An 18285-nucleotide genomic window follows, 5' to 3' on the forward strand; every position below is an offset into this window, starting at 1 on the left:
CCGGGGGACCGGCCGCCGAGGCCCGCGGACGCCGAGTGCGTACCGCCGTCAGCCCGCCATCCCGGTCTCCCGCAGCGTCAGGTTCAACCGGCCGGTCCGCAGCCCCGCCGCCGGGTCGGCCGTTCCCGTGTACACCTTCGGCACCCCGTGGAACGCGAACCGCGACGGCCCGCCGAAGACGAACAAGTCCCCGGACGCCAGCTCCACATCGGTGTACGGCCGACCGCGTCCCTCCGTGTTCCCGAAGCGGAACACGCACCGCGCCCCGATGCTCAACGACACCACAGGAGCGCCCGACCGCTCCTCCTTGTCCTGATGCATGCCCATCCGCGCCGCGTCGTCGTAGAAGTTGATCAGCGCGGTGTCCGGCGCGTACGCCCGCGCCGCAGCCTCGTCCCCGTACGCCTCGGCCACCGCCGCCCGCCCCAGCTCACCCAGCCACTCCGGGAACGGGGCCACCCGGGCGCCGTTCACATCGTCGGCCGTACGCGCGTACCGGTACGGCTGCCAGTGCCACCCCAGGCACACCGTCCGCACCGACATCGCGCCGCCACCCGGCAACACCGTGTGCCGCAACGGGACCGGCCCCCGCGCCCACCGGCGGCACGCCGCCACCAACTCCGCGCGCTGCCCCGGCGACAGCCACTCGGGCACGTGCACGGCCCCCGGTGCGACCACCTGCCGAGGCCGCCGGAACAGCCCGTCGAGAGAGGGGGCGCCCGGGGGCGGATCCCCGGGGAACGGGCCCTCGGAGGACGGTCCGTCCGCAGACGGATCGTCCGCGGACGGGCCGCCCACGGACGATCCGCCCACGGACGGGCCGTTCGACGAAGGGCCGTCCGAGGGGGAGCCGGCGGAACGCGGGGGGTGCGCGGGCGTCACGGTCAGCCCGCCCCGCCTTCGAGCCCCAGCAGCAGCTTTTTGCGCTCCAGGCCGCCCGCGTACCCCCGCAGCGCCCCGTCCGCCCCGATCACCCGGTGGCACGGCCGTACGACCAGCAGCGGATTGCGCCCGATCGCCGTCCCCACCGCCCGGACCCCCGCGCCCGAGGCCCCGACCCGCGCGGCGACCTCTCCGTACGACACCGTGCTCCCGTACGGGATCGTCTCCAGCGCCGCCCAGACCCGCCGCTGGAACTCCGTGCCGGCGCCCTCGGCCAACGGCACGTCGAACCGCGTCGAGCGCCCCGCGAAGTACGCCTCCAACTGCCGGACGACCTCCGCGAACGCATCGGGGGCGTGGTGCCAGCCGTCCTGGACGACCGCACCGCCCTTCTGATCGGGCACCGACAACGAGAGCAGCCGGAGCGATCCGGCCCCGGCGGTCCCGTCCGCCGCCCGCACACCCGCGGCGGACCCGCCGACGAGGGGTCCGCCCACCGCCGACGCGGCCTCCGCCGTTCCGCCCGGCACCTCGCCGACCAGCAGCAACTCACCCAGCGGGCTCTCCACCCGCGCGTACACCGTCGTCGTCATCGTCTGCTCACTTCCCCGGTCCGTACGGCCAGTGTGCGTCCGCCCCCCGCACCTCACCGGCGGTATTCGGACATCGCGCCCGGCCCGTGGAGACGGGGGGAACACGAAGAGGCACGTGGTCGAGGCCGGCCTCGGACACGGCTCCGGGGCCCGGGACCGAGGCGTGCCGCGCGGTCACCCGCCCGTCTTCCAGAGCCCGCGGGTGCCGAGGGGGACTGCGGGCAGCTCCCGGCCGTTCCTCCTGGCCTCGAAGAAATCCAGCTCCGCGGGGTCCAGGTCCAGCGCCGCGCAGACCTCCTCATGGAGGGCGACGAATTCCATGAACCTCTCCCGCTTCTCGTCCTCGTCCCCGCTGCTCCTGTTGAAGACGGAAGGCTTGAGGTCGAACACGTCGTCCGCCCAGCTCCGGTACCGGTCGAAGACGTGGTTCGCCGCCTCGGTGACGTCCTCGTCCCCCAGCTCTGCCAGCTTGTCGGCGGCCGCGCGGGCGACGGACGCGGCGCGGAGACACCTCTCCGCAGTGTGGATCGGAAAGCCGGCGGAGGAGAGGGCGACGGCCAGGACCAGCTGGGTGATGGACTTGTGCCACCTGACCATCTCGTTCTGGAACAGCCGGTAGGCCCGGATGAGACCGGCTCTCGGGGAAGAGTCCTCGGGCGCCACGTGGTTGGCGTCCGAGAGCCGTAGCAGCTCCTTGTAGCGGAACATCGCCTGGCGGTCGATGTCTCCGCGATCGAAGCGGGTGTGGCAGTTCGGGCACAGGACGATCATGTTGGGGAGGTCATGCCTCCGGACACGGTGCCAGGGCACGATGTGCGCGATCTCCAGAGGGGTCGCGCGGCACGTCGGTATCGCGCACCGGTGACCGGCCTCGACGAGGAGCTGTCGGGCCAACGGGCGAGGCACCTTGGGGCGGTTCGCGGCCATGCGGAAAGCGTAGGGGGCGCTACTGACAGTGCGCCCCGCCGGCGAGGGCGCAACGCGGGCAGCCCCGCTGAGGGGATCCTCGGCGTTGTGCCCCCGATGCGCCCTGTCCACCTCACCGGCCACGTTTCAGCAGGCCCAAGGCGTTTCTCAGCGGTAGTTCACGAACTGGATCGCGAACTCGAAGTCCTTGCCCTTCAGCAGCGCCTGAACGGCCTGGAGGTCGTCCCGGCTCTTCGAGCTGACCCGCAGCTCGTCACCCTGGACCTGCGCCTTGACGCCCTTGGGGCCCTCGTCGCGGATCGTCTTCGCCACCTTCTTGGCGTTCTCCTGGGAGATGCCCTCCTCAATGGAGGCGAAGATCTTGTACTCCTTGCCGGAGAGCTGCGGCTCGCCGGCGTCCAGCGACTTCAGCGAGATGCCGCGCTTGATCAGCTTGGACTGGAAGATGTCGAGGATGGCCTTGACGCGCTCCTCCCCGTTCGCCTCCATCAGGATCTTCTCGCCCGACCACGAGATCGAGGCGCCCGTGCCCTTGAAGTCGTAACGCTGGGAGATCTCCTTGGCGGCCTGGTTGAGGGCGTTGTCGACCTCCTGCCGCTCGACCTTCGAGACGATGTCGAAACTGGAGTCGGCCATGACGTGTGGCTCCTTGCGTCGTACGTGCGGGGATACAGCGCAAGCCTAGCCACCGCCACCCCCGGCGGCTGCGGATCAATGAGGTGGCGGAGCACCCCTGGCCATCAGGTATTGTTTACGTCGTCGCCAAGGAGATCACCACGAGATCCGACGCGTCGTTCGAGGCGGTGTGCCCGAGTGGCCAAAGGGAGCAGACTGTAAATCTGCCGGCTCAGCCTACCCAGGTTCGAACCCTGGCGCCGCCACGCGAACGAAGCCCCCGACCGGTTGAACCGGTCGGGGGCTTCCTCGTTGTCCGGAGGAGCCGAGGAGCCGAGGGCCGGGCGGCGGACGCCCGTGCGGGACGCCCGCCCATCAGGTTTCCGGCCCGGGGCCGCTGCGGTCAGTTGCCCGCGATGTCCTTCACGGCCACCGTCACCGGCTTGGTTCCGGAGATCGCCTCCAGGGTGAGGCCCGCCGTCGCCGGGGTGTCCAGCAGTTCCACCAGCGTGGCCGCCACGTCGTCGCGGGGGATCGGGCCGCGCCCCGTCGAGGCCGCCAGGAGGACCTGGCCGGTGCCCGCCTCGTTCGTCAGCATGCCGGGGCGCAGGATCGTCCAGTCCAAGGCGGTACGGGCGCGTACGGCGGCGTCGGCGGAGCCCTTGGCCCGCAGGTACACGTCGAAGACCTCGTCCCCGGCGTGGTCGGGGTCGGCGCCCATGGCGGAGACGACGAGGAAGCGGCGGACGCCCGCCGCCTCGGCCGCGTCGGCGAACAGCACGGCCGCGTCGCGGTCGACGGTGTCCTTCCGGGCGGTGCCGCTGTCCGGGCCCGCCCCTGCCGCGAAGACGGCGGCGTCCGCGCCCCGCAGCACCTCCGCGACCTGTTCCACGGTGGCCGATTCGAGGTCCAGCACGGCGGGTTGGGCGCCGACGTCGGTCAGGTCCTGGCTCTGTCGGGGGTTGCGGATGATCCCTACGGCTTCATCCCCGCGTGCGGCGAGCAGCCGCTCCAGCCGCAGTGCGATCTGTCCGTGTCCACCTGCGATGACAATGCGCATACCACCGACCGTACGCCCGGCGGCGGGGTCGTGCTCAGTTCCGCGGCCCCGGACCGGAGTCGGACCGGCCCTGGCGCGGCAGCCCGCCGGGCCCCGCGGCGGCCTCGGTGTCGGAGTCGCAGTACTCGCGCACGGCGCTGGTGCGGGCGACGATCCGGCCGCGGTGGACCACGACGCGGCTGTAGCCGAGGGAGAGCGCCGCGGCGAGCCGTTCGCCGCGTACGGCGAGGAGTTCGGCGGGGAAGCCGGCCTCGACGCGCACGTCGGGCAGGCCGAGGGCTTCGCGGGCGGTCGTGGAGACCAGCTCGTACGCCTGCTCGGCCCGCAGCCCCGCCTGCGAGGCGAGCAGGTACGCCGCCTCCAGCGGGTCGCCGCGGCCCACGGGGTTGGCGGTGTCCCGCAGGGCCCCGCCGCCCGCCGCGACCCGCACGCCGGCCGAGCGCAGCAGCCGTACGGGGGCGGTCGTGCGGCGCTCGGAGCCGGCGCAGCCGCCCTGGGGAAGGCAGACCACGGTGATCTCGGCGGCGGCGAGCCGGTCGGCGGCGCGGGTCGCGGCGTCCAGGGGGAGGTGGGCCAGGCCGGCGCAGGGGCCGAGGACGACGCCGGGCCGCAGGCCGGCGGCCATCGAGGCGAGCCGGGCCAGCCGGGCCGGATCGTCGCCGTCGGTGTGCAGGTCCACCGGGCAGCCGTGTTCGGCGGCGATCTCCAGGACGGCCTCGGTGTAGCCCGTGGGGTCCGGATCGAGGTCGGGGCAGCCGCCGACGACGGCCGCCCCCATCTTCACCGCGTCCCTGAGCATCGCGAGACTGTCCGCCCCGGCGATGCCGGTGAGGAGCCGGGGGACCGCCACCGGCAGGACGTCGGTGAGGCCGCGCAGGGCCCGCCTGGCCTGCAGGACGGCTTCGAGCGGGGCGAGCCCCCGGACGTCCCCCACACGGACGTGGGCGCGCAGGGCGGTGGCCCCGTGGCCCAGTTGGAGGAGGGCGGCCTCGGTGGCGCGGCGCTGGATGTCCTCGGTGCGGTGGGAGGCGGGCCCCGGGCTGTCCGGGCCCGCGCTGTCCGCGGTGAGGGCGACGTCGCTGTGGGCGTGGGCCTCCGCGGGGGCGGGGAGCAGGAGGTAGCCGCGGAGGTCGACGCGGGGGCCGCGGGCGGTGAGGCTGCCCGCGGTGCCGACGGCCTCGATCCGGCTGCCGCTGAGGCGTACGTCGACGGCCCGGCCGTCGACGAGCCGCGCGCCGCCGAGGACGAGGGCGGGGGACTCGGCGGGGGTGGCCGCGTCGGCGCTGTCGGGCGCGTTGTCGTCGGGCCGCCGTGGCTGGCTGTCAGGCATCGCGCTCCTGGGGAGGGGACAGATCACACGGAGTGACCACACCCTAGAGGTGTACGGGGACGGCTTCCGGGAGGAGCGGAATAGTCGTACCGGTGCGCCCGCCCGGGCCGTCGGCAGGGGTCGTTCCGCAGACGCGTTCGACGTGGATCACGCCCTGATCAGGGGGTGTGGGCGGCCCGGGAGGGAGGGCCGGAACGTACGCGAGAAACGGATTTGGGCAACCGCCCGGGACCGTGTAATGTCTTCATCGCTCGCCCCAATAGCTCAGTCGGTAGAGCGTCTCCATGGTAAGGAGAAGGTCTGCGGTTCGATTCCGCATTGGGGCTCTGGTGATCGGGAAACCCCGCTTCGGCGGGGGGACTCAGTCATCAAAGCGGTGTAGCTCAGTCGGTAGAGCAAGCGGCTCATAATCGCTGTGTCACCGGTTCAAGTCCGGTCACCGCTACTAACGGTAGCCGATGGTTGGGTCGGTCCTTCGATCGGCTACCCTTTTATGCGTTCATCCGTTCATCGTCCGTCCAAGGAGCACTCACGTGGCTGCCACCGACGTCCGCCCGAAGATCACGCTGGCCTGCGTGGAGTGCAAGGAGCGGAACTACATCACCAAGAAGAACCGGCGTAACAACCCGGACCGTCTTGAGATGAAGAAGCACTGCCCGCGCTGCAACTCGCACACCGCGCACCGCGAAACGCGCTGAATCAGGCTCGTACACGAGGCCGCCCCCTCTGGGGGCGGCCTCGTGTCGTTGTATGGGGCCGCCCCTGCCGGGGCGTGCCCGTATTCGTCCTTCACCAGGTTTGATCAGGAGGTAGCGAGCTCATGGCGCTCGACCAGTCCTTCGTGGGGCGGACCTATCCGCCCACCCCGGCGTACGAGGTCGGCCGGGAGAAGATCCGCGAGTTCGCCGAGGCGGTGGGCGACGCCAACCCGGCGTACGTCGACGCGGAGGCCGCCCGTGCTCTCGGTCACGCCGATGTGATCGCACCGCCCACGTTCGTCTTCTCGATCACCTACCGGGCCGCCGGGCAGGTGGTGCAGGACCCGCAGCTGGGCCTGGACTACAGCCGGGTGGTCCACGGGGACCAGAAGTTCTCCTACGTACGTCCGGTGCGGGCGGGGGACCGGCTGACGGTCACCTCGACGATCGAGGGCATCAAGTCCCTCGCGGGCAATGACGTTCTCGACATCCGCGGGGACGTGCACGACGAGGCCGGTGAGCTGGTGGTCACGGCGCTCACCAAGCTGGTGGCGCGCGCCGCCGAGGAGGCGTGATGACGGCGAAGGTCTCTTACGGCTCGGTCGAGGTCGGCACGGAGCTGCCGGCGCGGTCGTTCCCCGTGACGCGGGCCACGCTCGTGCAGTACGCGGGCGCCTCGGGGGACTTCAACCCCATCCACTGGAACGAGAGGTTCGCGCGCGAGGTCGGGCTGCCCGACGTGATCGCGCACGGCATGTTCACGATGGCCGAGGCGATCCGGGTGGTCACGGACTGGGCCGGCGACCCGGGCGCGGTCGTCGACTACGGGGTGCGCTTCACCAAGCCGGTGGTCGTGCCCGACGACGACAAGGGCACGTCGATCGAGGTCAGCGGCAAGGTCGCGGCGAAGCTGGACGACAACCTGGTCCGGGTGGACCTGGTCGCCCTGTGCGACGGCAAGAAGGTCCTGGGGATGTCCCGGGCCGTCGTCCGGCTCGCCTGAGCCGTACCGGCGCGCTGACGCGGTCAGAGGGGCGCCCCTCCGCAGGAGCCTGCGGAGGGGCGCCCCTCGCGGGTGTCCGTCCGCTCCGGACCCTTGCGCTCGTTGGTTATTGAGCAATAACTTACTTTCATGGCAAGGATGAGTGCGCAGGAGCGGCGCGAGAGCGTCGTGCGGGCGGCGGTCACCGAGTTCGCCCGGGGCGGGTACCACGGGACGTCCACCGAGGTGATCGCCCGGCGGGTCGGCGTCTCGCAGCCGTACCTCTTCCGGCTCTTCCCCAACAAGCAGGCCATCTTCCTCGCCGCGGCCGAACGCTGCCTGGAGGACACCCGCGGGGTCTTCGCGGAGGCGTCCGCGGGGCTGGAGGGGGAAGAGGCCCTGCACGCCATGGCGAGGGCGTACCAGCGGCTGATCGTCCACGACGGCGAGAAGCTGATGATGCAGATGCAGATGTACGCGGCGGTCGCCGCGGCGGAGGCCGCCGGGGACCACGCCTTCGGGGAGTCCCTGCGGGCGGCCTGGGCCCGGATGCGGGACGACGTGCACCTGGCGCTCGGCGCCGACGAGAACGGGACGACGACCTTCCTGGCGTACGGGATGCTCGTCAACACCCTCGCCTCGCTGGGCTTCCCGGCCGACCACCGCGTCTGGACCGGGTTCTACGACTCGGCCCGGCCCGTCGAGTGAACGGCGCGCCCCGGGTCCGCCCGGTCTTCTGTCCGTACAAGTTAGTAATCAATAACTAACCAGCAGGGGGAGCAATGCCGACAAGAGGAGCAGGGAAGGCGCCGCACGGCAGAGCGGGCCGCGGGGGAGCGGTCTGGGTCCTGGCCGTCACGAGCGCCGCCGGATTCATGGCCGCCCTCGACAACCTCGTCGTCACGACGGCGCTCCCCTCCATCCGCGACGACCTCGGCGGCGGCCTGGAGGAGTTGGAGTGGACGGTCAACGCCTACACCCTGACCTTCGCCGTGCTGCTGATGCTCGGGGCCGCGCTCGGGGACCGGTTCGGCAGGCGTCGGCTGTTCATGGCCGGACTCGCCGTCTTCACCGCCGCCTCCGCCGCGGCCGCCCTCTCCCCGGGCATCGGGGAGCTGATCGCCTTCCGGGCGGTCCAGGGCGTCGGGGCCGCGGTGATGATGCCGCTGACGCTCACCCTGATCGGCGAGGCCGTACCGGCCGAGCGGCGAGGGGCGGCGCTCGGCGCCTTCGGGGCGGTGACCGGCGTCGCGATCGCCGGAGGTCCGCTGATCGGGGGCTCGCTCACCGAGCACGTCTCCTGGCAGTGGATCTTCTGGCTGAACGTGCCCATCGGCCTGGCGCTGCTGCCGCTGGCCCGCCTCCGGCTCCCCGAGTCGTACGCCCCGAGGGCGCCCCTGGACATCCGCGGCACGGTCCTGGTCAGCGCGGGCCTCTTCGGCATCGTCTACGCCCTGGTCAACGCCGCGAACCACGGCTGGACCAGCCCCGTCGTCCTGACCGGGCTGACCGCCGGCGCGGCGGTGCTCGCGCTGTTCGTACGCCACGGGCTGCGGGCCGAGAACCCGATACTGCCGATGCGGCTCTTCCGCGGCCGGGCCTTCCTCGGGATCAACGCGGCGAGCCTGCTGATGTTCCTCGGGATGTTCGGGTCGATCTTCCTGCTCAGCCAGTTCCTGCAGAACGGCCTGGGCCACTCGCCCACCGAGGCCGGGCTGCGGATGCTGCCCTGGACCGGGATGCCGATCCTCGTGGCGCCCCTCGCCGGGCACCTCTCCGACCGGTTCGGCGGCCGCCCGGTGGTGGTCACCGGACTCGTGCTCCAGGCCGTCGGACTCTCCCTCTTCGCCCTGACCATCGACCCCGGGGTGAGCTACACCGCCCTGCTCCCCGCCCTGATCACCGGTGGAGTCGGCATGGCGATGTACTTCGCGCCCGCCGCCGGACTGGTGCTCTCCAGCGTCCGACCCGGGGAGCAGGGCATCGCCTCCGGGGCCAACAACGCCCTGCGGGAGGTCGGCGGGGCGCTCGGGGTCGCCGTCCTCGCCGCGGTCTTCGCCGCCCGGGGCGGGTACGGCTCGCCGCGGCTGTTCGCGGACGGCACCGCGCCCGCCCTCTGGATCGGGGCCGGGGCGGTCGCCCTGGGCGCTCTGGCCGCGCTGCTGATCCCGGGCCGCCGCGGCGCCGCACCGGGGGACCGGGGCGCGGCGGAGAAGGAGCGGGAGGGGCCGGGCCGCGAGCCGCGGGAGGTGGCCGTCTGAGCCCCCGGACCCCGGCGTACGGTCCGTGGCCCCGCACGAGCGGCGGGGGCGCGGACCGTACTCTTGTCCCCGTGCAGGAACTCCACGACGCCCCCCTCGCCCCCCTGACCACCTTCCGCCTCGGCGGCCCGGCCACCCGGCTGCTGACCGCCACGACCGACGCCGAGGTGGTCGCCGCCGTGCGCGAGGCCGACGCGAGCGGCACCCCGCTGCTGGTGATCGGCGGCGGCTCCAACCTGGTCATCGGGGACAAGGGCTTCGACGGCACCGCGCTGCGCATCGCCACCCAGGGCTTCGACCTCTCCGGCACGTCCCTGGAGCTGGCGGCCGGCGAGGTGTGGACCGACGCCGTCGCCCGGACCGTGGAGGCGGGCCTCGCGGGCATCGAGTGCCTGGCCGGCATCCCCGGGTCCGCGGGCGCGACCCCCATCCAGAACGTCGGCGCGTACGGACAGGAGGTGTCCTCCACCATCACGGAGGTCGTCGCCTACGACCGGCGCACCCAGGAGACGGTGACGATCCCGAACGCGGAGTGCGCGTTCTCGTACCGTCATAGCCGCTTCAAGGCCGAACCCGACCGTTTCGTGGTGCTGCGGGTCCGATTCGAGCTGGAAGAGGCGAACGGGCTCTCCGCGCCCCTCAAGTACCCCGAGACGGCCAGGGCGATGGGCGTCGAGCAGGGCGAGCGCGTTCCCGCCTCGGCCGCCAGGGAAACCGTGCTGAAGCTCCGCGCGGGCAAAGGCATGGTGCTGGACCCCGAGGACCACGACACCTGGTCGGCGGGCTCCTTCTTCACCAACCCGATCCTCGAACCGGCCGCCTTCCAGGACTTCCTCGTACGGGTCCGCGACCACCTCGGCCCGGACGTGACGCCCCCGGCGTTCCCCGCCGAGGACGGCCGCACCAAGACCTCGGCGGCCTGGCTGATCGACCGGGCCGGCTTCCCCAAGGGGTACGGCGACGGCCCCGCCCGGATCTCGACCAAGCACACCCTGGCGCTCACCAACCGGGGCGCGGCCACCACCGAGGACCTGCTCGCGCTGGCCCGCGAGGTGGTCGCCGGCGTGCACGCGGTCTTCGGCGTCACGCTGGTCAACGAGCCGGTGACGGTCGGCGTCCGCCTGTAGGGCGCAGGCCCCGCGGGGCCTCTTCGGCCCGACCGGCATCGCGCTGACCACCAGCAGCCGCAGGGAGCCCTCGGCCTCCACCGCCGCCACGATCCGCTCGGTCAGCCGCTCGGCGACGCCGTTCGCCTTCCGGCCGCGCGAACCCAGCCCCGAGAGCACCGCGTCCCGCCCCGCCACCGCCGCCCGCACGGCCGGCGTGTCGTCCCGCCGGACGACGCCGTGCAGCGCCCCGCGGGCCAGCGGTTCCGGGAGGCGGTCCGGGTCGCGCACCACGGCCGTCGCCCCGTGGCCCGCCGCCGGCGCCTGGCCCACGGTCCCCGGCCGACGCCGCCGGTGGAACCGACCACGGTGAGGTTCATGGTGTGCTCCCCAGTGGGTGAGTGTTTACCCACCTCTAGAGTGGGTGGCCTCTCACCCGGGCGACAAGATTTCCGGGTCACGGCCCGTTGGAGCAACCATGGACCCGAAGCCCGCCCGCGTCCGGATCGTCGACGCGGCGTACGAGCTGATGCTCTCCATCGGCCTCGCCCGGACCACCACCAAGGAGATCGCCCGGGCGGCCGGCTGCTCGGAGGCGGCGCTCTACAAGTACTTCTCCGGCAAGGAGGAGCTGTTCGTCACCGTCCTCGCGGAGCGGCTGCCCCGGCTCGGGGGCCTCCTCGACGAACTGGCGGCCGGGGAGGGCACCGTCGAGGGCAACCTCACCGCCATCGCCCGACAGGCCGCCCTGTTCTACGAGCAGACCATCCCCATGGCCGCGTCCCTGTACGCCGAACCCCAGCTCAAGCGCCGCCACGAGCAGGGCGTGGCAGGGCTGGAGGCAGGACCCCACCTCCCGATCCAGCGACTCGACGCCTATCTGCGCGCCGAACAGGACACGGGCCGCATCCGGGCCGGCGTGGACACCTACGCCGCCGCCTCCCTGCTGCTGGGCGCCTGCGCGCAGCGGGCCTTCGCCTATTCCACGCTCCCCGGGAACGAGCCTCCGCACTCCCTGGACGACTTCGCCGCCTCCCTCGCGGCCACCCTGCTGGGCGGGATCGGCCCGGGCCCGTCCGGGGTCAGCTAGCCAGCCAGTCGTCGATCCCGGAGAGCAGCTTCTCCCGTGCCTCCACCGGGGCCGCCGACCCGCGCACCGACTGGCGGGCCAGTTCGGCCAGCTCCTCGTCGGTGAAGCCGTGGTGGCGGCGGGCCAGGTCGTACTGGGCGGCCAGCCGCGAACCGAACAGCAGCGGGTCGTCCGCCCCCAGCGCCATCGGCACCCCCGCCTCGAACAGCGTGCGCAGCGGGACGTCCGCGGCCTTCTCGTAGACGCCGAGCGCCACGTTGGAGGACGGGCAGACCTCGCAGGTGACCCCGGACTCGGCGAGCCTGCGCAGCAGCCGGGGGTCCTCGGCGGCCCGGACGCCGTGGCCGATGCGCGAGGCGTCCAGATCGTCCAGGCAGTCGCGCACGCTGGAGGGGCCCGACAGCTCCCCGCCGTGCGGGGCCGCCAGCAGACCGCCCTCCCGGGCGATGGCGAAGGCCCGGTCGAAGTCGCGCGCCATACCGCGCCGCTCGTCGTTGGAGAGGCCGAAGCCGACGACGCCCCGGTCCGCGTACCGTACGGCGAGCCGGGCCAGCGTGCGGGCGTCCAGGGGGTGCTTCATCCGGTTCGCGGCGATCACCACGCGCATCTCCAGACCGGTGTCCCGGGCCGCGCGGTCCACCGCGTCGAGGATGATCTCGATGGCCGGGATCAGCCCGCCCAGCAGCGGCGCGTACGAGGTGGGGTCGACCTGGATCTCCAGCCAGCCGGAGCCGTCCGCCACGTCCTCCTGGGCGGCCTCGCGCACCAGGCGCTGGATGTCCTCGGGGGACCGGAGGCAGGACCGGGCGATGTCGTAGAGGCGCTGGAAGCGGAACCAGCCGCGCTCGTCGGTGGCCCGCAGTTTCGGGGGCTCGCCTCCGGTCAGGGCGTCGGGGAGGTGGACCCCGTACTTGTCGGCGAGTTCGAGCAGGGTGGTGGGCCGCATCGACCCGGTGAAATGCAGGTGCAGGTGGGCTTTGGGCAACAGACGTACATCACGCTCCATCGGAAGATCCTGCCGCACGGGCGGGCCGGAGCGGTAGCCGCTTTCCCCTCCAGGGGGTGGCTCGAACAAAAAAAGCGCCCCCGGCCGGTGGAGGTGTCCGGCGGCCGGGGGCGCTTCTCGTACGCGGTGTGCGGGGCGGGTCAGTCCTTGGCCTCGCCCAGCAGCTTCTGGATGCGCGAGACGCCCTCGATCAGGTCGTCGTCGCCCAGCGCGTAGGAAAGACGCAGGTAGCCCGGGGTGCCGAACGCCTCGCCGGGGACCACGGCCACCTCGGCCTCGTCCAGGATCAGGGCGGCCAGCTCGACCGTGGTGGCCGGGCGCTTGCCGCGGATCTCCTTGCCGAGCAGCTCCTTCACCGCCGGGTAGGCGTAGAAAGCGCCCTCGGGCTCCGGGCAGAACACGCCGTCGATCTCGTTGAGCATCCGCACGATGAGCCCCCGCCTGCGGTCGAAGGCGGAACGCATCTCGGCGACGGCGTCCAGCGAACCGGAGACGGCCGCGAGCGCGGCGGCCTGGGCGACGTTGGAGACGTTGGAGGTGGCGTGCGACTGGAGGTTGGTCGCGGCCTTGACGACGTCCTTGGGGCCGATGATCCAGCCCACCCGCCAGCCGGTCATCGCGTACGTCTTGGCGACGCCGTTGACGACGATGCACTTGTCGCGCAGCTCGGGGACGATCGCCGGGAGCGAGGTGAAGGTGGCGTCGCCGTAGACGAGGTGCTCGTAGATCTCGTCGGTCATCACCCACAGGCCGTGCTCGACGGCCCAGCGGCCGATGGCCTCGGCGTCGGCCTCGCTGTAGACCGCGCCGGTCGGGTTGGACGGCGAGACGAACAGGACGACCTTGGTCCGCTCGGTGCGCGCCGCCTCCAGCTGCTCGACCGAGACCCGGTAGCCGGTGGTCTCGTCGGCGACGACCTCCACCGGCACACCGCCGGCGAGCCGGATCGATTCGGGGTAGGTGGTCCAGTACGGCGCGGGGACGATGACCTCGTCCCCCGGGTCGAGGATCGCGGCGAACGCCTCGTAGATGGCCTGCTTGCCGCCGTTGGTCACCAGGATCTGGCCGGCGTCGACCTCGTAGCCGGAGTCGCGCAGCGTCTTCTCGGCGATGGCGGCCTTGAGCTCGGGGAGCCCGCCGGCCGGGGTGTAGCGGTGGTACTTCGGGTTGCGGCACGCCTCGACCGCGGCCTCGACGATGTAGTCGGGTGTCGGGAAATCGGGTTCGCCGGCCCCGAAGCCGATCACCGGACGCCCGGCGGCCTTGAGAGCCTTGGCCTTGGCGTCGACGGCGAGGGTCGCGGACTCGGAGATCGCACCGATGCGGGCCGAAACCCGGCGCTCGGACGGTGAAGTTGCAGCGCTCATGGGCCCATGCTCCCAGACCGCCGAAGCCGTCGGCACAGGGGTTTCAGGGACCGGACAGGACCCGGGCAGCATCCGGACAGGACCGGTCGGCAATGATCTGTTCGACGCGGCGGCTCCGAGCACGTACACTCACCTGTCGTTGGCCTTCACCAGCCGCACCGTCCCCCTCCCGATCGTCGGAGAGGATGCGGTAGGTTGGTGGAAACCACCAAAGGGTCGTAGCTCAATTGGTAGAGCACTGGTCTCCAAAACCAGCGGTTGGGGGTTCAAGTCCCTCCGGCCCTGCTACACACTCCTTCGCCAGGATGTGTGCGCATGTACGTACTTCATTGCACAGCCGTGCGGCTCCACCGGGCGCGGCACGGCCACGACCCGGAATCAGGTGAGTAGCGTGACGGACGCCGTGGGCTCCATCGACATGCCTGATGCCGATGATGAGGCTCCCGAGTCGAAGAAGAAGACTCGGAAGGGCGGCAAGCGCGGAAAGAAGGGCCCTCTGGGCCGACTCGCGCTGTTCTACCGCCAGATCGTCGCGGAACTCCGTAAGGTCGTCTGGCCGACGCGTAGCCAGCTCACGTCGTACACGTCCGTGGTGATCGTGTTCGTCGTCGTCATGATCGGTCTTGTTACCGTTCTCGACATGGGCTTCGCCCGGGTCATCAAGTACGTCTTCGGCTGATCACGCGGAAGGCGTCGGACCCGGCGTCCCTTTCGCATGTTCCACCCTTTGTATCCAGGAAGAAGCAGCCATCGTGTCTGACCCGAACCTGAACGACGCCGTCGAGCCCGAGGCTGGCGCCTTCGAGTCCGCCAAGGACGAGCTCGACATCGTTGAGGCTGCTGACTCCGTGGACCCGGACCAGGCCGAGGCCGCGGACGAGCCCGCCGAGGAGGCCGCGCTCACCGTGGAGGCCGCGCTCACCGAGGAGTCCGACGAGGACGCCGTCGCCGCCGAGGACGAGACCGCCGAGGCCGTCGAGGACGAAGACGTCGCCGCCGAAGCCGCCGAGGACGATGCCGCCGAGGACGTCGCCGAGCCGGTCGACCCCGTCGCCGCCCTGCGCGAGGAGCTGCGCACCCTCCCCGGCGAGTGGTACGTCATCCACACGTACGCCGGTTACGAGAAGCGCGTCAAGGCCAACCTGGAGCAGCGCGCCGTCTCGCTGAACGTGGAGGAGTTCATCTATCAGGCCGAGGTGCCTGAAGAGGAAATCGTCCAGATCAAGAACGGCGAGCGCAAGAACGTCCGGCAGAACAAGCTCCCCGGCTACGTGCTGGTGCGCATGGACCTGACGAACGAGTCCTGGGGCGTCGTGCGGAACACGCCGGGCGTCACCGGCTTCGTGGGCAACGCCTACGACCCGTACCCGCTGACCCTGGACGAGATCGTCAAGATGCTGGCCCCGGAGGCCGAGGAGAAGGCCGCCCGCGAGGCCGCCGAGGCCGAGGGCAAGCCGGCTCCCGCCCGCAAGGTCGAGGTCCAGGTGCTGGACTTCGAGGTCGGCGACTCGGTCACCGTCACGGACGGCCCGTTCGCCACGCTGCAGGCCACGATCAACGAGATCAACGCCGACTCGAAGAAGGTCAAGGGCCTCGTCGAGATCTTCGGCCGCGAGACCCCGGTCGAGCTCAGCTTCGACCAGATCCAGAAGAACTAGCGCTTCCCGCCAGTATCTGGACACATGCCTACCCAGCAGGTCAGAACGGCTTCGCAGCCGCTCTGACCTGCTGGGTTTTTGGTCGCACAGCTATACCCGTTATCGTTGTGCGGTATGCCTCCATCCGGATGACCGGAACGGCGGCGAAACACTCTCACTAGGACCCGGAGAGAGCAATGCCTCCCAAGAAGAAGAAGGTCACGGGGCTTATCAAGCTCCAGATCAACGCCGGTGCGGCGAACCCGGCCCCGCCGGTCGGCCCCGCGCTCGGTCAGCACGGCGTCAACATCATGGAGTTCTGCAAGGCCTACAACGCCGCGACCGAGTCGCAGCGTGGCATGGTCGTGCCGGTGGAGATCACGGTCTACGAGGACCGCTCCTTCACCTTCGTCACGAAGACTCCGCCGGCCGCCAAGCTGATCCTCAAGGCCGCGGGTGTGGACAAGGGCTCCGGCGAGCCGCACAAGACCAAGGTCGCCAAGCTGACGGCCGACCAGGTCCGCGAGATCGCCACGACGAAGCTCCCCGACCTGAACGCCAATGACCTCGACGCCGCGTCGAAGATCATTGCCGGTACCGCCCGCTCCATGGGCATCACGGTCGAAGGCTGATTCAGCCCCGTAACCCCCGGTGGTAGGACCAAGCGCTGGTCCGCACCACGACTCCACACTCTGACACCACAGGAGTAGAAGTGAAGCGCAGCAAGAACCTCCGCGCTGCGGACGCCAAGATCGACCGGGAGCGCCTGTACGCCCCGCTCGAGGCCGTCCGTATCGCCAAGGAGACCGCCACCACGAAGTTCGACGGCACCGTCGAGGTCGCCTTCCGCCTGGGCGTCGACCCGCGCAAGGCCGACCAGATGGTCCGCGGCACCGTGAACCTCCCGCACGGCACCGGCAAGACCGCCCGGGTCCTGGTCTTCGCGACCGGTGACCGTGCTGCGGCCGCGGAAGCCGCCGGAGCCGACATCGTCGGTTCCGACGAGCTCATCGACGAGGTGGCCAAGGGTCGTCTGGACTTCGACGCCGTCGTCGCCACCCCGGACCTCATGGGCAAGGTCGGCCGCCTCGGCCGTGTGCTCGGTCCGCGTGGTCTGATGCCGAACCCGAAGACCGGCACCGTCACCCCCGATGTCGCCAAGGCCGTCACCGACATCAAGGGCGGAAAGATCGAGTTCCGCGTCGACAAGCACTCCAACCTGCACTTCATCATCGGCAAGGTCTCGTTCGACGAGACCAAGCTGGTGGAGAACTACGCAGCGGCGCTGGAGGAAGTCCTCCGTCTGAAGCCGTCCGCCGCCAAGGGCCGCTACATCAAGAAGGCCGCTCTGGCGACCACGATGGGCCCCGGCATCCCGCTGGACGCCAACCGCACCCGCAACCTCCTCGTCGAGGAGGACCCGGCCGCCGTCTGAGCCACCGCGCTCACCCGGTAGCCGCGTCGTACGCGTGCTCTGTGTGGACGGGCCCCGCAACCTTTCGAGGTGCGGGGCCCGTCCTCGTATCCGGAGGGCTCGGAGGGACGGCCTCCGCCGACTCCGCGGGACGGCCCCTGCCTGTCACTGCCCTGTGACACTGTGGTGCGGGGGACGAAAGCCGATACGAGGGGTGGTCCGACAGCATGAGGACGAGCACGGCACGACGGATGGGCACGGCTCTGGCCGCCGCGGCGGCGTTGACGTCGATGGCTGCCTGCAGCGGCTCCGACGGCCCGGGGGGCTCGAAGGGGGCCGGCAAGGGCGAGGCGGGCTCCGCCGTCGGCAAGGCGAGCCCGGTGGCCGCGCTGAAGCAGGTGCGCCAGAAGACCGACGGCGCCCGGTCCGCGAAGGTCGAGGGCACCGTCGAGATGGGCAGCACCGTCTCCATGAAGCAGTCCGGGGTGATCGGCTGGGCGGACGGCCTCTCCGGTGAGATGGCCATCACGTACACCGGTGGCGTCATGGGCGAGGCCCTCAAGAAGGCCGGCGGCGACGGCTCGGTGCAGGCGCGCTACTTCAAGGACGAGTACTACGCCGACATGGGTGCCGGCATGGCGGCCAACACCGGCGGCAAGAGGTGGATCCAGTACTCCTACAAGGACCTCGCCGAGCTGGGCGGGGCCTCCGGGGACGTCATGCAGGACCAGCTCCGGACCAGCACACCCGACCAGGGCGTGAAGGCGCTCCTGGCCTCCGGCGACGTGAAGAAGGTCGGTCGGGAGGACGTCCGCGGGGTCTCCGCGACGCACTACTCCGGCACGGTCGACGTGGCCGAGCTGACCGCGAGGAACAGCGAGCTGGACGAGAAGCAGCTCGCCGAGTTCAAGGAGCAGCTCGCGCTGGCCGGGGTGACCACCCAGACCGTCGACATCTGGGTCGACGAGAACGACCTGCTGGTGAAGAAGACCGAGCGCGGCGAGATGAAGACCGGCGCGTTCAACTCGACGCTCTTCTACAGCGACTACGGCACCGAGGTCTCGGTCGAGAAGCCGGCGGCCTCGGACACCGTGGAGTTCACGGAGCTGCTGAAGCAGGGCGCTACCCCCGGCGCCGCCTCCTGACACCTTCCGCGGGGGACGAATGGGCACGGATTTGCCCCTCGCCCGTCCGGTCGCGTACTCTCACCAGGAAGCCAAAGACCGCTGGTCGTCACCGTGCCTCGACAGAGGAGGGTGACCGAAGGTTCCGCTAGATCGGACGACCTGCGCAGGTGACTGTGGAACGCTCCCGGAC

General features: G+C 71.2%; 20 protein-coding genes, 4 tRNA genes and 1 pseudogene. 16 read left to right on the plus strand and 9 right to left on the minus strand.

Annotated elements, in window-relative coordinates:
* Window positions 1-48 precede the first annotated feature (48 nt).
* From ACH4K1_RS01735 to ACH4K1_RS01750, 4 genes are all read right to left on the minus strand, one after another.
* The gene (locus ACH4K1_RS01735; RefSeq protein WP_398086555.1) at window positions 49-699 is read right to left on the minus strand and encodes an alpha-ketoglutarate-dependent dioxygenase AlkB family protein; all 651 of its coding nucleotides are present in this window, start codon (window positions 697-699) and stop codon (window positions 49-51) included.
* Window positions 700-884: 185 nt separating this feature from the next.
* Window positions 885-1475, minus strand: coding sequence for a methylated-DNA--[protein]-cysteine S-methyltransferase (locus tag ACH4K1_RS01740; RefSeq protein WP_398085438.1), 591 nt, complete (start codon window positions 1473-1475; stop codon window positions 885-887).
* A 174-nt stretch (window positions 1476-1649) separates the two neighbouring features.
* Window positions 1650-2402 (minus strand): HNH endonuclease, encoded by a 753-nt coding sequence (locus tag ACH4K1_RS01745; protein WP_398085440.1) that lies wholly within the window; start codon window positions 2400-2402, stop codon window positions 1650-1652.
* A 147-nt stretch (window positions 2403-2549) separates the two neighbouring features.
* A complete protein-coding gene (locus ACH4K1_RS01750) occupies window positions 2550-3038 on the minus strand; it encodes a YajQ family cyclic di-GMP-binding protein (RefSeq protein WP_030112856.1) in 489 nt (162 codons plus the stop codon).
* Between the two features lie 163 nt (window positions 3039-3201).
* On the opposite strand from ACH4K1_RS01750, the gene ACH4K1_RS01755 reads away from it, so the two are divergent.
* A tRNA-Tyr gene (locus ACH4K1_RS01755) sits at window positions 3202-3283 on the plus strand.
* Window positions 3284-3420: 137 nt separating this feature from the next.
* Here the strand turns inward: ACH4K1_RS01755 and ACH4K1_RS01760 are convergent.
* Entirely contained in the window at window positions 3421-4077 is a 657-nt protein-coding gene (locus tag ACH4K1_RS01760) for an SDR family oxidoreductase (protein WP_398085442.1), read from the minus strand.
* Window positions 4078-4111: 34 nt separating this feature from the next.
* The gene (locus tag ACH4K1_RS01765) at window positions 4112-5407 is read right to left on the minus strand and encodes an amidohydrolase family protein (protein ID WP_398085445.1); all 1296 of its coding nucleotides are present in this window, start codon (window positions 5405-5407) and stop codon (window positions 4112-4114) included.
* Between the two features lie 253 nt (window positions 5408-5660).
* Here ACH4K1_RS01765 and ACH4K1_RS01770 point away from each other — a divergent pair.
* The 8 genes from ACH4K1_RS01770 to ACH4K1_RS01805 all read left to right on the plus strand — a co-directional run bounded on the left by ACH4K1_RS01770 (window position 5661) and on the right by ACH4K1_RS01805 (window position 10475).
* Window positions 5661-5733, plus strand: a tRNA-Thr gene (locus ACH4K1_RS01770).
* A gap of 46 nt (window positions 5734-5779) precedes the next feature.
* A tRNA-Met gene (locus ACH4K1_RS01775) sits at window positions 5780-5852 on the plus strand.
* 88 nt (window positions 5853-5940) lie between these two features.
* Window positions 5941-6105, plus strand: coding sequence for a 50S ribosomal protein L33 (gene rpmG, locus ACH4K1_RS01780; RefSeq protein ID WP_003956487.1), 165 nt, complete (start codon window positions 5941-5943; stop codon window positions 6103-6105).
* Window positions 6106-6227: 122 nt separating this feature from the next.
* Window positions 6228-6680 carry a MaoC family dehydratase N-terminal domain-containing protein gene (locus ACH4K1_RS01785; RefSeq protein ID WP_228989828.1) on the plus strand — a complete coding sequence of 151 codons (453 nt, stop codon included), beginning with the start codon at window positions 6228-6230 and terminating at the stop codon, window positions 6678-6680.
* Entirely contained in the window at window positions 6680-7108 is a 429-nt protein-coding gene (locus ACH4K1_RS01790) for a MaoC family dehydratase (RefSeq protein ID WP_398085448.1), read from the plus strand. The genes ACH4K1_RS01785 and ACH4K1_RS01790 overlap by 1 nt, the downstream gene beginning before the upstream one ends.
* Window positions 7109-7246: 138 nt before the next feature.
* Complete coding sequence (locus tag ACH4K1_RS01795; protein ID WP_398086556.1) at window positions 7247-7795, plus strand: TetR/AcrR family transcriptional regulator; 549 nt, start codon at window positions 7247-7249, stop codon at window positions 7793-7795.
* A gap of 74 nt (window positions 7796-7869) precedes the next feature.
* Complete coding sequence (locus tag ACH4K1_RS01800) at window positions 7870-9348, plus strand: DHA2 family efflux MFS transporter permease subunit (RefSeq protein WP_398085451.1); 1479 nt, start codon at window positions 7870-7872, stop codon at window positions 9346-9348.
* A gap of 71 nt (window positions 9349-9419) precedes the next feature.
* Window positions 9420-10475: a UDP-N-acetylmuramate dehydrogenase gene (locus ACH4K1_RS01805; protein ID WP_398085454.1), complete on the plus strand. Its 1056-nt coding sequence runs from the start codon at window positions 9420-9422 to the stop codon at window positions 10473-10475.
* Here ACH4K1_RS01805 and ACH4K1_RS01810 read toward each other — a convergent pair.
* A pseudogene (locus ACH4K1_RS01810) lies at window positions 10461-10834 on the minus strand (NAD(P)H-binding protein); the annotation flags it as partial. The gene ACH4K1_RS01805 and the pseudogene ACH4K1_RS01810 sit on opposite strands and share 15 nt — an antisense overlap.
* Window positions 10835-10932: 98 nt before the next feature.
* Here ACH4K1_RS01810 and ACH4K1_RS01815 point away from each other — a divergent pair.
* Window positions 10933-11544, plus strand: coding sequence for a TetR/AcrR family transcriptional regulator (locus ACH4K1_RS01815; RefSeq protein ID WP_398085457.1), 612 nt, complete (start codon window positions 10933-10935; stop codon window positions 11542-11544).
* On the opposite strand, the gene ACH4K1_RS01820 is transcribed toward ACH4K1_RS01815, so the two are convergent.
* Both ACH4K1_RS01820 and ACH4K1_RS01825 read right to left on the minus strand, forming a co-directional pair.
* The gene (locus tag ACH4K1_RS01820) at window positions 11537-12550 is read right to left on the minus strand and encodes an adenosine deaminase (RefSeq protein WP_398085460.1); all 1014 of its coding nucleotides are present in this window, start codon (window positions 12548-12550) and stop codon (window positions 11537-11539) included. The two genes, ACH4K1_RS01815 and ACH4K1_RS01820, sit on opposite strands and share 8 nt — an antisense overlap.
* A gap of 140 nt (window positions 12551-12690) precedes the next feature.
* Complete coding sequence (locus ACH4K1_RS01825) at window positions 12691-13917, minus strand: pyridoxal phosphate-dependent aminotransferase (protein ID WP_398085463.1); 1227 nt, start codon at window positions 13915-13917, stop codon at window positions 12691-12693.
* Window positions 13918-14129: 212 nt separating this feature from the next.
* On the opposite strand from ACH4K1_RS01825, the gene ACH4K1_RS01830 reads away from it, so the two are divergent.
* From ACH4K1_RS01830 to ACH4K1_RS01855, 6 genes are all read left to right on the plus strand, one after another.
* Window positions 14130-14202, plus strand: a tRNA-Trp gene (locus ACH4K1_RS01830).
* A 106-nt stretch (window positions 14203-14308) separates the two neighbouring features.
* Window positions 14309-14596 carry a preprotein translocase subunit SecE gene (secE, locus tag ACH4K1_RS01835; RefSeq protein WP_398085465.1) on the plus strand — a complete coding sequence of 96 codons (288 nt, stop codon included), beginning with the start codon at window positions 14309-14311 and terminating at the stop codon, window positions 14594-14596.
* A gap of 73 nt (window positions 14597-14669) precedes the next feature.
* Window positions 14670-15575, plus strand: a complete 906-nt coding sequence (gene nusG / locus ACH4K1_RS01840) for a transcription termination/antitermination protein NusG (RefSeq protein ID WP_398085468.1) — start codon at window positions 14670-14672, stop codon at window positions 15573-15575.
* 176 nt (window positions 15576-15751) lie between these two features.
* Window positions 15752-16186, plus strand: coding sequence for a 50S ribosomal protein L11 (rplK, locus tag ACH4K1_RS01845; protein ID WP_014154605.1), 435 nt, complete (start codon window positions 15752-15754; stop codon window positions 16184-16186).
* An 80-nt stretch (window positions 16187-16266) separates the two neighbouring features.
* Window positions 16267-16989, plus strand: coding sequence for a 50S ribosomal protein L1 (gene rplA / locus ACH4K1_RS01850; protein WP_398085471.1), 723 nt, complete (start codon window positions 16267-16269; stop codon window positions 16987-16989).
* Between the two features lie 206 nt (window positions 16990-17195).
* Complete coding sequence (locus ACH4K1_RS01855) at window positions 17196-18113, plus strand: hypothetical protein (RefSeq protein ID WP_398085473.1); 918 nt, start codon at window positions 17196-17198, stop codon at window positions 18111-18113.
* Window positions 18114-18285: the final 172 nt, after the last annotated feature.

Source organism: Streptomyces sp. NPDC017448 (assembly GCF_044330565.1).
Taxonomy (GTDB): Bacteria; Actinomycetota; Actinomycetes; order Streptomycetales; family Streptomycetaceae; genus Streptomyces.